The following is an 11,754-nucleotide window of genomic DNA, read 5'->3' as shown; positions in this document are numbered from 1 at the left end:
CGGGGGTGACTGATGCGTCGGCGCACGATGTTTGACCGTCAATCGGGAGGCCGGCCTCACCGGGGGTCGCGCATCCCGTTGAAACTGGAATTTCCAACCGGAGAAACGTCTGTCCTGGAGAGCAGAATAATAAAATTGACATCGACAGCCAATAAATATAAAACCCGGCTGTCGATATTTGCTTGTTCGATTTTTGTTATTGCGCAAAATCGCTGTGCGCCAACGAACATCCCTTCAAATAAAATCGCGATGTAAAACAGCCACGCAATCGCTTGGTTGTCGATGAATATTGCCATGAAAGGGGTTTGTTATGACCACTGGCACAGTGAAATGGTTCAATGCTACCAAGGGCTTCGGCTTCATCCAGCCTGACAACGGCGGTCCGGACGTGTTCGTCCACATTTCCGCGGTTGAGCGGGCCGGCATGCGTGAAATCGTCGAAGGCCAGAAGATCGCCTACGAGATGGAGCGTGACAGCAAGTCGGGCAAGATGTCTGCCGGCCAGTTGCAGGCCGCCTGATCGGTCTTGGTGCCCTTCGGTGACCACGGATGTACTGGCACCGTCACAGGGCGCGATCGACTTACAAAAGCCAGGCAGTTTGCCTGGCTTTTTTGTTGGCAGCGTTCAGTCCTCTTTTCGAGAATGTAGGGATAACAAACATGACTGATTCCCAGAGCAAGGCACGAGAGCAAGCCGAGTCAGCCTTCGGCAAGACGCAATCGCAATCTCTTGCCCGCAACCGGATCAACTCGGAGATCGACGCGGTCGTTCAGCAGCGCGAGGAAAAGACGCTGCGCTTGCGCGCTCTGCGGCTGGAAAGGGAAGCCACCGAGCTTGCCGCCGGTCCGTCTACCGTTCGCGAGCGCGCAGCCGGCAAGAAGTAAGAAACAGATATAAGATCAACGGCCTAGGTGATCAAAGTTGCTGGCGGAGAGAGCGCCCGCCCAACTAGCGTGCAGCTCAATCCAATACAGTTCAACAACTATTTGATACTCTGTAGATTTCTACTGCGCCTGTCCTGCGGCGTCCATTGCGATCCGCCGCCATCGCTGATAGTTTGTGGGTCATAATGTGGGGTAACGAGTTGGGCGGAGCGTGAAAAGCCAGGGGCGACATCCTGGAAAGGCACTAACAGCCGTGCAAGTGAGACAGACGAAGGCAGCAGGCCGTTATGCCGATGGCGCATGGCGCGGGCCGAGAAATCCCCACACGATACGTGCAGGAACCAGCACGCCGACGACGTAGCCCGCCCAGACGTGCACGGTCATCACGTCTTCCGTCAGGTAGGCAACGAAGAACCCAAGGGCAAGGGTCCAATGGGCCATTCGGACGAATGGATCCCAGACTTGTATCTCGGAGGAAGATCGAGTGTGCATGCTGTCTGCCCCTTGTCGTTGTCCTCACAACAAGCCAACTCGACTTCCCATGCATTGACCTGGATCAAAAGGATGCGGCGTGGGTGGCGCGCGGCCGATTCCTCTTACCGGAGCTTGATCCTACTCCCGTCGGTAAGGCTGGAGGGCGGATAGACGACGACGATTTCGCCCGGACGAACGCCCTGCGCCACGGCGGCAATGCGAGTCGAGAGGCGCGCAATCTCTACCTCTCGGAGCTGCGCGCGGCCCCCCTCCACAACGAAGACGCTCCAGGCATCGCCGCGCCGGAACAGTGCTCCGATCGGCACGACGATTGCCTGGTCGATTTCGTCGACCACGATCCTGACCTCGACACGGTAGCCGTCCCCCAGGCTGGTCCACATCTCCGGCGTCGAGGTTATGTCGACGACGACCCAGACGCGCTGCTCTTCGACGCCGAGCGCGGAGACTTTGGTGAAGCCGGAGGGCTCGACGCGTCGCACGGCCCCCTGCAAATCGGTGGGACCGCCCCATCGCTCAATGATCACCTTGTCGCCCTCCCTGATGCGGGTGGCATCGGTCGTCAGAACGTCAACCGCGATTTCGAGATCTCCAGGATCGGCCAGCTCGACCAATAGGGCGGCCTGCGCGACAGTGGTCTCACTCTCCTGGAGTATCCTGAGAACCCGACCGTTTATGGGGGAAGATACCGGGAAAGCCTCGCTAGCCTCCGAGTTGCCTGCGGACGTCAATGCCGCGCGAGCCTGCTCCAGAACATGTGTCGCCGCGTGCCAGCGGCGCTCGGCTGCATAGGCCTGTCTCTCCGCGGAGCGAAACAGGAACTCCTCACGCTCCAATTGCGCCGCAGGCGCCACATTCCGCTTGGCGAGCGATCTGGTGCGTTCGAGGTCTGCACTGGCTTGGGCCAGAAGCACTTTGGCCTGCTCGTGAAGCGATTCCGCCTCCTCGACTGCCGCTTCGGCGGCGCCGACCTGCGCCTCGAGTTCCAGCCGCACGCGAGGATCAAGAAGCGGAGAAACAGGCGGCGTGATGGTCGCGAGCATCTGCCCCGCCTGCACGGCATCACCCGCCTCGAGCACCAGCCGCTGTAGGCGTCCGGACAGAGGGGCCGACACCAGATAGCGGTCCCGCACGCGCGTGCGGCCGTCTTCTTCGATCGCGTCCTGGAACTGTGAGGTCTTTACCTCGCCGGTTTCGACAAGGATCGGCTGCGGCATCAGGATCCAGTAGAGGCCAAGCGCTGCAAGCGCCAATACCAGTCCGCCGACGATCGAAGTTGTTCGAAGCTTCATATTCAGTCCCGCGCTTTCAGGACTGCCACCAGATCGAGCGTGTCGATCCGTCGGCGAATCGCAATGAAACTGGTGACAGCTGCACCGATCACCAAAAGCGCCGCTATGGCGTAGCTGCTTGGATCGATCACAGCGGGGATCTGAAATGACTCGCTCGCACGCGCTGACGCGATCAACTCGATCAAGTACCATCCAATAAGGAGCCCAGCAGGAACGGCCACAATGAGTTCCACGGCGAGCTCACCGAAAATGACAGCGGATACCTCACGCCTTGTCAGCCCCACTATTCGGAGGCTAGCCAGTTCCCAGGCGCGCTCCTGCAGGGCGATGCGGGCGCTGTTATAGACTACCCCTATCGCAATCAGCATTCCAAACCCCGCAAGAATTAGCGCCCCGACCAGCACCATTCCACCGATCGTCTCGTTGAACAACGCAAGCCACAGGGCCTTGACGGAGCTTCCCTCGACCTTCGGCATCAATCTTATACTGGACCAGAGCAGTTCGGATTGGCGCGGATCAATCCTGAGGGTTGCGACATTGCCGACATCACCCTCCCGCATCAAGCGATTGAGTGCCGTGCGCTCCATCGTCACCGATGCCCCAAGGATATCGTCCGATATCTTGCGAACGGCGGCGTCCCTCACGGTCCGGTTTCCTTCAAGCACTTCGATCGTGACACTGTCGCCCAGGTCGAGATCAAGCTGCCGCGCGATTGTCCGGCTGAGCATGATGCCGTCGGAGGGAACGGCAATTGGCTGCAGCGCGCTGTCTCTCGGAATCTTGAGTTCAGAGCCAGATTCCAGCCCCGTGACCGATGTGCGATAGGTTCGGTGGCCGGCCCGCAATCTGATCGGCACGACTCGCTGGAGCTCAGCTTTCAGCACGCCGGGGATCGCTTGCAGTTCGTAGAGCGCATCCGCCGAGACAGGTTCCGTAAAGGTAATGAATGCATCGCCACGCTCGATGCGCCCGAAGCTCACATCGATCATGTGGTCGATTGCATCGAACCAATAGAGCCCGAACAGAACCAGCGGAATGGCCAGAGCGATGCCGACGGTTGTCAAGAGCGTTCTCAACGGCCGTCCGAGGATGGTGCGCGCCGCCATGACATACTGGAGCGGGATTTGCTTGCTTCCAATAGTCTGCAGCCAACCAAATGTGCGTAGCGCGGGCGGCGTTCCGGGTCGCATGGCTTCGGCGGGAGCAAGCATGGCTATCCGATATACCGCCGTCGCCGCCGCGAGATTAGCCGCGGCGACGCTGACAAGCATCGCAACAACGAGCAGCCACGGCTCAAGCTGCGCCTCCAGCAACGGAAAACGGAAGAAGGCGCGATAGGCTCCGACGACTCCAACCGCAAACCAGCGCCCCAGGGCAAGACCTATCGCCGTTCCCAGCAACGCAATGGCGGAAACCAGTTTAAAGTAGTGAAGCGCAATGGTGAGGTTTCTGAACCCCAGTGCCTTTAGCGAAGCGATCTGTCCCCGCTGCGCCTCGACCATCCTGCCGATGACGACGTTGAGCAGGAATGCCGCGATGCCGAAGAAGACCGACGGCATCACCATGCTCAAGGTTTCCTGCTCCGCCAGTTCGTCTTTCAGGAAGCGGTGCGAAGGCTGATCGCTCCGATCGTAGGCTCCCGTTCCGCCGTATGGTGCGAGCAAAAGATCGACCTCTTCCAGGACATGCGGCACGCTTGCGTTAGGTGCCAGTGTCATCAACACGTCATTGAATGCGCCTTGCATGTCGAATGCGCTGGCTACCGCATCCTCACTGGCCCACAGTACGACAAAGTTCCGATCGTCCGGCAGTGGCACGGCGGCGCGTGTTGCAAAGACGAACTCGGGCGACAGGGCGGAGCCAACCACTCGGAAGTCCTGCAATCGCCCGTTCAGAACCACATCGATGGTGTCACCCGTCCGCATGGCGCGTGCCTCGGCGTAAGCCGCGTTGACGATTATCTCCTCCGGATGCAGCGGATCGGGCCAACGTCCCTGCACGAGATGGAGGCGATTGAGCAACGGCTGCCCCGAGGCTGGAAGCGAGATAACGCGCCCCGAGATCGGGAGGTTTGTGTCCTCACGGATTACGCGCACTGCCTTCGCGACGCGCGGTTCCACAATGCCGACGCCGTCAATTTCGCGCAGCCGGTCGACGATGACGAGCGGCGCGCGCGTAATGCTCGCAAAAACGTCGGCGAACCGTTCATTGCGGTAGTGCGCCTCCATGGCGCCTACCAGCGCCAGGTAGTTCGACAGGGACATTACAAAGACGGCGACGCCGGCGGCAACGAGCAGCGCGATGCTGAGGACCTGAAGCCGCATCGACCAAAGATCGCGCAGGACCTTGATATCGAGCACGTTCACCACGTCACGTCCTCGGCCCGTATTCGTTTCGGATTCGGTTCCTCCTTGACGATGCGCCCACCGCTTAATCGCAACACGCGATCAGCCATCCCAGCAATTGCGGAGTTGTGGGTGATGACCGCGGTCGTCGTGCTTAGTTCCGCGTTGACCTTTGCGATTGCTGCAAGAACCAGTCGGCCGGTATCTACGTCGAGCGCGCCGGTCGGTTCATCACAAAGCAGGATGTCCGGCCGTTTCACGATAGCGCGGGCCACCGCAACGCGCTGCTGCTCGCCGCCCGAAAGTTGCGAGGGAAAGTGACCGGCGCGATGCGTCAGCCCAACGAGTTCAAGCGCCTCGGCTGGCCTCATAGGGTTGCTGGCGATTTGCGCGACCAGCCGCACGTTCTCTTCAACGGTGAGGCTCGGTATCAGGTTGTAGAATTGAAACACGAACCCGACATGCTCGCGCCGGTAGGTCGTGAGTTCATCGTCGCCGGCGCCGGTCAGTTCGTGGTCCCGCCAGGTCGCCGTTCCTGACGTTGGAGCATCCAGCCCGCCGAGAATATTGAGTAAGGTCGATTTGCCTGAGCCGGAGGGCCCAAGAAGAACGATGAATTCGCCTTGCCGGATATCGAGATTGACATCCTTCAGCGCTACGACTTGCGCATCGCCTGATCCATAGACTTTGGTCAACCCCCTGGCCACGAACACGGGGGCCTGAGGTTGTGTCGCTGGATTCGTTGCCTCTCGTTCACGGACTTGCATGCAGGCTCCGGTCTCCGCCGAGATTGCAGAAGTCCTACACATTGCCTCGTCCCGTCCCTTGATTCTTATCAAATTTGGAACGTGGTAAGGAAATTCAGTCCCACTGAGTATGTGGCCGACATCCCGTTCGTGCTGCTTCAGAGTCCTGACAGCATGGCGGAAACTACACGGTCGCGCCCACAATGTATTCTGGTGTGGGTCTAGCCGACACTCACTCCGAAGACCGCACCGACCGCGGCGGTGACGCCCATGGCAAGCGCACCCCAGAAAGTAACGCGGACCGCCCCCCGCATCACGCCCGCTCCTCCGGCCGTGGCGCCGAGGCCACCAAGGATGGCAAGCGCAACCGCGGTGGTTCCGGCTACGAGTACACTGGTTCTCTCAACGGGGGAGGCGAGCGCGACCAGCACCGGAATGACCGCGCCCGCCGCGAAGGTCAGGGCCGATACGACAGCTGCCTGCACGGGACGGGCGGCGACCGTTTCGGAAATGCCGAGTTCGTCGCGGGCGTGCGCCCCCAACGCATCTCGCTCGGTCAGCTGGACTGCGACCCGCTCGGCCAGTTCCCTGTCGAGCCCGCGGTCGACATAGATCCGCGTCAGCTCTTCCAGCTCGGCCTTTGGCGTTTCTGCAAGCTCCCGCCGTTCCCGGGTGAGATCGGCGTTCTCGGCGTCGGTCTGGGAACTCACCGAGACATACTCACCCGCCGCCATGGACATCGCTCCGGCCACAAGGCCAGCAAGGCCGGCGATGAGGATTTCGATCGAGCCAGATCCGGCAGCTGCAACACCCACCACGAGGCTCGACGTGGACACAATGCCATCGTTAGCGCCGAGCACGGCCGCACGCAGCCAGCCGATGCGGTGGACCATGTGGACTTCGGAGTGCGAAAGGCGGCTCATGTCTGGTTTCCTTGCAATAGGGTCGGCTGGTGTCCGGTGGCGGTAGACCTGGGTGACCATGTCTCTGCCGGAGAGATGCGAAGCGCACGGAGCGCGTTGAGGATCACGGCCACGTCGATCGCCTCCTGAATGAGCGCCCCTTGGACGGGCGTGAGGTAGCCCAGCGCCGCCGCGACCATGCCCATCACCGACAAGCCTATGCCTGCGACCACGCTTTCCAGCGCGATGCGGCGCGCGCCGCGGGCTATCTCGATCCCGGGTGCGAGCCTGTCGACGCGGTCAACCAACAGGACCACGTCGGCTGCCTCGGCAGAGGCGGCCGCACCACGCGCGCCCATGGCGACGCCCACATCGGCCGCGGCGAGAGCCGGAGCGTCGTTTACGCCGTCGCCCACCATCATGACCGGGCCGCGCTTGCGTTCGGTGAGCACCAGCAGAACCTTCTGGTCGGGCGTGAGACCGGCACGGATACCGTTGAGACCGAGGCCCTCGGTCACGCGCTCGGCCACCTCCTGGCGGTCGCCTGTCGCCAGCAGGATCCGACCTATCCCCTGACGACGCAACCTGGCCAGCATGTCATGCGTCCCCTCGCGAAGTGGGTCTGCCATAACCAGATGGCCCGCCAGCCGCCCGTCGACCCCAACAGCCACAAGGACCGACCCGGCGGCGAGTGCCGGATGCTCCACTGCAGCCTCGCCAACACGGCCGGTGACAAACCCGTGCCCGCCGACGACAACGGACCTGGCGTCGACTTGTCCTGTCAGCCCTTCGCCGGGAGCTTCGGCCACGTTCGTCGGAACCGGGAGCGACAGGCCGCGCTCCCGTGCCGCGGCGACGATCGCCTGCGCCACCGGGTGTTTCGTGGCCTGGTCGAGTCCCGCGGCGAGCCGGAGGACCTCGTCAGGATCCGTTCCGTCATGGCTGTCGATCGTCACGATCTGCGGCCTGCCGTCCGTCAGCGTGCCGGTCTTGTCGAGGATGAGCGTCTGCGTCCTGGCCATTGCCTCCAGAGGACCCGCGCCCTTGATCAGCACGCCGAAGTGCGCCGCCCGCGAAAGGCCCGCCACAAGCGCCACCGGAACCGCCAGGATCAGCGGGCATGGCGTGGCCACCACGAGGACCGCGACTGCCCGGATAGGGTCACCAGTGAACCACCATGCGGCGAAGGCTATGGCGACCGTGACCAGCAGGAAGCCGAGCGACCAGCGATCGGCCAGCCGCGACATGGGCGCCTTCGACCGCTGGGCTTCTTCCACGAGCCGTACGATGCCCGCATATGTGCTGTCCTTTGCAGGACGCGTCGCGACGAGGTCGAACGCTTCGCCTGCGTTTGTGGAACCGCTCATCGCATCGCCTCCGTTCTGCGCACGGATCGGGAGGGATTCGCCCGTCAGGGCGGACGTGTCGAGGAAGGCAGAGGCGGACGCCACCGTGCCGTCGACCGGGACAACGTCGCCCTGACGGATAAGCAGGCGGTCGCCGGGCATGATGTCGTCGAGCGGAACTTCTTCCAGGCTGCCGTTCTGATGCCGGGTCGCAGTGCGTGGCACACGCGCAAGCAGGTCGCGCATCTCGCGGCGCGCCCGCCCTTCCGCAAAGCTTTCGAGAAAGGTTCCACCGGAATACATGAGCGCCACGACGGCCGCCGCCAGAGTTTCTCCGAAGAGGAGCGCGGCCGACATCGAAAGTGCGGCGACGATGTCCAGCCCAATTTCGCCACACCACAGGCTGCGTAGGATCTCCACGAGCAGCGCGCCGAGCACGGGGAGCACGCCCACAAGCCAGACCGTCGAGGCCAAGTCTGGCCGTCCGCTGAAGTAGAGGGCAAGCCCACCCAAGAGCCCGCCCACGGCAGCCAGCAACAGCGCGGTCTTCAACCGGTCTCCGTTCGAATGCTCCATACAATCAGCCCTCTGCGTTTCCGGTCGGCAGTTGTTCGTCCCCGAATACCCGCCCGACGCGGCATGCGTCGATGCTATCTCCTTCGCCCCGAAGCAGGAACAGCGCATCGATCCCGACCTTCCGCGCCAGTTCCCCGCCCTTGCCGGGGCCGAGCACCATCAGGGCCGTCGCCCAGGCGTCGGCGGCGGCACAGGACGGGGCAAGCACCGTGACCGAGGCAGGCGCTTCCAGAAGCGGTGCGCCCCGGCGTGGATCCACGGTATGCGAGAGCCGCCGTCCCTGCACCTCGACCCAATGCCGATAGTCGCCCGAGGTCGCCACGGCGCAGTCCTGCAGGGACAGGACCGAATGCGGTGCCCGCCGGTCCGGGTCGGGCAGTTCCACGGCGACCGTCCAGGTCTCGCCGTCCGGCCTCAGTCCCATGGCCCGCATCTCGCCGTCGATGCCCACCAGCGCATCGCGGATGCCAAGTCTGCCGAGCGTCTCGGCCAACCGGTCTACTCCGAAGCCTTTGGCGATGCCGTCGAGGTCGAGCGCGAGCTGGGCGTGCTTCCGCACGCTCCCGTCGCCCAGCTCGATCGCCTCATGCGCGGGAACACGGCGCGCCGTCATGGCCGTACTGATGAGGCCGGGGGCAGCGGCGGCCGGGCCGAAGCCCCAGGCAGAGACGGCATCGCCAACTCCAATGTCAAAAGCGCCGTCGGATGCCTTGCCGACCGCCAGCGCCAGCCTCAGAACTTCCATCATCATGGCCGGAACAGGCACCCGTTCTCCCACGGGCGCACGGTTGAGCCGCATCAGGTCGCTGTCGGGCTTCCATGTCGACATCTGCGCGTCGACCTCGTTGACCGCCGTCTGGAGGGCTTTGCGGGCGGCTTCGGCATCGAACCCTGGTGGCGCGAAGAAGAGAGCCGACCAGCGCGTGCCCATGGTCGGCCCGTTGAGCGCGTGGCGCACGAACTCAGTAGACGTCTTCGACATAGCGTCCCTCCGCCTTGAGCATCGCTGGCGACATGCCGAGGGGCTCCAGCATCCGTGCCATCGCCTCGGCGACCCCTGCCGCCATGTCCCGGCCGCCGCAGACCATCACACGCGCGCCGTTGCGGATCGCGCCGAGGACCTGCCGGTGTTCGGAAGCGAGAGCATCCTGCACGTAGTGGGGCCGGATGCCGCGCGAAACCGCGGTGGATAGGCGCGAGAGCCTGCCTTCGACCGCCCAGGCTTCCAGTTCCTCACGGTACAGGAAGTCGCTTTCCGGATGACGCATGCCGAAGAACAGGTGAATCGGCCTGCGCCCGCTGTTGGCCCTGATGAAGCCCGCCAGCGGTCCAAGCCCCGTGCCCGCTCCGACGAGGATCAGCGGAGCACGGTCCGTGCCCGCATGGAAGGCCGGGTTGCGGTGGAGGAAGGCAGCAAGCGTGTCGCCCGGTTCGAGTGCCATCAGCGCGCCTGAACACAGGCCCCCGACATGCTTGCGCACCACGATCTCGACGAAGCCGTCGCCGCTACCCGATGCCAGCGAATAGAAGCGCGGATTGGTCGAGCCCTCCGGCACGACGCCGAGGAGGTCTCCCGCCTCGAACCTGGCGAATCCTTTCCGCGTGAGCCGCTGCCAGAGGGACAGGCGTGGTACCGCGAAACGCAGGATCGCCGTGGGCGCCTGGACGTCCTGGCCGTAGTTGCGCCGCGAGGTGAGCCTGAGGGAAGTTGTCTCGGGGCGGACGGGCCGATGGTCGAGTTCCAGTTCAATTGCCAGCGCCTCGCCGAGCGCACGCCCCCATCGCGCGAACTCCTGGGGCGACTGGCGGTCCACCGTGTCCAGCGGAAGCAGCGTCGGCCATCCCTTCGCCTTCGCCGCCGCCTCGACTGCTTGGGCGTAGCCACAGAAGGCCGGGAAGCCGCGGTCACCGAAGCCTAGCACCGCCAGCGGCGCTGAGGGGGCGACGGACAGCCTGGCCAGGCGGTCGAGGAACCCCTTCGCTGACGCCGGGGCATCGCCGTCGCCATAGGTCGCAGCGAGGACCACGTAGCGGCGAGCAGCGGGGGTCCGCGCCGGATCGAAGGCCGACATTGGCGCGACGTGAACCGGATGCCCGGCCCGAGTGAGCGCATCGTGCAGCGTCGCTGCAAAGCCCCAGGTGCTGCCGCCCTCGCTCCCAACCAGTATGACCGTCTCGCCGCGCGACGCCGGGACGTTGCCGCGGATGCGCGGTCGCCCGCGGCGTCCTGCCAGCCATATGACGGCGCCCGTAGCGCCCACCACAGGAACCGCGAGCGCCATCAGTCCGAGCAGCAGGCCGAGCACCGCGGCACCCTGTCCGGTATGCAGCATGTAGATTGTTTCGGAGGCACGCTCCCAGCCACTCAGGTTGGACCAGCCCAGCGTCGCTCCCGTCCCTTGGTCAAGGTACCCCGTGCCGAGGTCGGTCTTGAGCGTGAAGACGTCGCTCGCATCGCCTGGATAGGGGAAGCTGAGTTCGCGCAGGCTGGAGACGGGGGTTGAGACGAGCATGGGCATCCCGGCCAGGGGCATGCCTGTATCCCCGCTCACCGTGGACGGCAAATCCGGGACGACAGCCTGGTCCGGAAGGAACCCGAAGGTCGACGCCGTCATCCAGATCGCGGTCGCCGAGGACAGCAGGAGGCCGAGCACGGCCCCGCGCGCGAGCTCGGCATGAATGCGTCCCGTCATCGGCCCCCGCAGCGGGGCAAACCACCGCCTCCAGCCTCCGGCGCGGCGGGCGACGAGCATCGTTCCCGAGACGGCAAGGACGAGCATGGCTACCGCCCCGGCAGCCGAGACGAAGCGGCCGGCGTCGTCCATGAACAGCGAGCGGTGCAGGTTCGTCAGCCAGCGTTCGACCGGGTTCGCGTCGGCAGAGGCGACACCCGCCCCCGTGGCAGGATCGACCACCGCCGAACCCGGCGTTCCGTTGTCGAACCAGTAGGCCGTGATGCGTCCCGAGGGGGAGCGTTTAATCTGCTCCACCCCCGGATAGACGACATGGATGCGGGTCGCGAGATCGGCAACGCTCATCGTAGCTTCAGCCTGCGGCGCGCCCAGCCGCTCCGCCGCTGGGAAGACCGAAAGGGCGGCCCCGCTGAGCGCGAGCAGGCAGACCAGGGCCAGAGCCACAAGCCCAGGCCAGCGGTGAAGAGCTCGGATCAT

At 64.1% G+C, this 11,754-nt stretch carries 11 protein-coding genes; 2 read left to right on the top strand and 9 right to left on the bottom strand.

Going from position 1 to position 11,754, the window contains the following annotated elements; translation table 11 throughout:
- Positions 1 to 56 precede the first annotated feature (56 nt).
- On the bottom strand, positions 57 to 296 hold the full coding sequence (locus H5P29_RS01090) for a hypothetical protein (protein WP_067954696.1): 240 nt from the start codon (positions 294 to 296) through the stop codon (positions 57 to 59).
- A gap of 14 nt (positions 297 to 310) precedes the next feature.
- Between H5P29_RS01090 and H5P29_RS01085 the strand changes: the two genes are divergently transcribed.
- Both H5P29_RS01085 and H5P29_RS01080 read left to right on the top strand, forming a co-directional pair.
- On the top strand, positions 311 to 520 hold the full coding sequence (locus H5P29_RS01085) for a cold-shock protein (RefSeq protein WP_067954694.1): 210 nt from the start codon (positions 311 to 313) through the stop codon (positions 518 to 520).
- A gap of 140 nt (positions 521 to 660) precedes the next feature.
- A complete protein-coding gene (locus H5P29_RS01080; protein WP_067954693.1) occupies positions 661 to 885 on the top strand; it encodes a hypothetical protein in 225 nt (74 codons plus the stop codon).
- A 285-nt stretch (positions 886 to 1,170) separates the two neighbouring features.
- Here H5P29_RS01080 and H5P29_RS01075 read toward each other — a convergent pair whose 3' ends face one another.
- The 8 genes from H5P29_RS01075 to H5P29_RS01040 all read right to left on the bottom strand — a co-directional run bounded on the left by H5P29_RS01075 (position 1,171) and on the right by H5P29_RS01040 (position 11,754).
- On the bottom strand, positions 1,171 to 1,326 hold the full coding sequence (locus H5P29_RS01075) for a hypothetical protein (protein WP_154384607.1): 156 nt from the start codon (positions 1,324 to 1,326) through the stop codon (positions 1,171 to 1,173).
- Between the two features lie 155 nt (positions 1,327 to 1,481).
- Positions 1,482 to 2,669, bottom strand: coding sequence for an efflux RND transporter periplasmic adaptor subunit (locus H5P29_RS01070; protein ID WP_083948234.1), 1,188 nt, complete (start codon positions 2,667 to 2,669; stop codon positions 1,482 to 1,484).
- 2 nt (positions 2,670 to 2,671) lie between these two features.
- Complete coding sequence (locus tag H5P29_RS01065; protein ID WP_154384608.1) at positions 2,672 to 5,035, bottom strand: ABC transporter permease; 2,364 nt, start codon at positions 5,033 to 5,035, stop codon at positions 2,672 to 2,674.
- Entirely contained in the window at positions 5,032 to 5,781 is a 750-nt protein-coding gene (locus H5P29_RS01060) for an ABC transporter ATP-binding protein (protein WP_067954687.1), read from the bottom strand. Before H5P29_RS01060 ends, H5P29_RS01065 begins: the two co-directional genes overlap by 4 nt.
- A gap of 200 nt (positions 5,782 to 5,981) precedes the next feature.
- On the bottom strand, positions 5,982 to 6,683 hold the full coding sequence (locus H5P29_RS01055; RefSeq protein WP_067954684.1) for a VIT family protein: 702 nt from the start codon (positions 6,681 to 6,683) through the stop codon (positions 5,982 to 5,984).
- Complete coding sequence (locus H5P29_RS01050) at positions 6,680 to 8,584, bottom strand: heavy metal translocating P-type ATPase (protein ID WP_154384609.1); 1,905 nt, start codon at positions 8,582 to 8,584, stop codon at positions 6,680 to 6,682. The genes H5P29_RS01055 and H5P29_RS01050 overlap by 4 nt, the downstream gene beginning before the upstream one ends.
- Before the next feature lie 4 nt (positions 8,585 to 8,588).
- Complete coding sequence (locus tag H5P29_RS01045; RefSeq protein WP_154384610.1) at positions 8,589 to 9,566, bottom strand: FAD:protein FMN transferase; 978 nt, start codon at positions 9,564 to 9,566, stop codon at positions 8,589 to 8,591.
- The gene (locus H5P29_RS01040) at positions 9,547 to 11,754 is read right to left on the bottom strand and encodes a PepSY domain-containing protein (RefSeq protein WP_154384611.1); all 2,208 of its coding nucleotides are present in this window, start codon (positions 11,752 to 11,754) and stop codon (positions 9,547 to 9,549) included. Before H5P29_RS01040 ends, H5P29_RS01045 begins: the two co-directional genes overlap by 20 nt.

Origin of the sequence: Aminobacter sp. MDW-2 (assembly GCF_014250155.1) — a bacterium.
GTDB classification, from domain to species: Bacteria; Pseudomonadota; Alphaproteobacteria; order Rhizobiales; family Rhizobiaceae; genus Aminobacter; species Aminobacter ciceronei.
The sequence above is the reverse complement of the archived record's forward strand: the minus strand, read 5'-3'. Positions and strand labels throughout refer to the sequence as shown.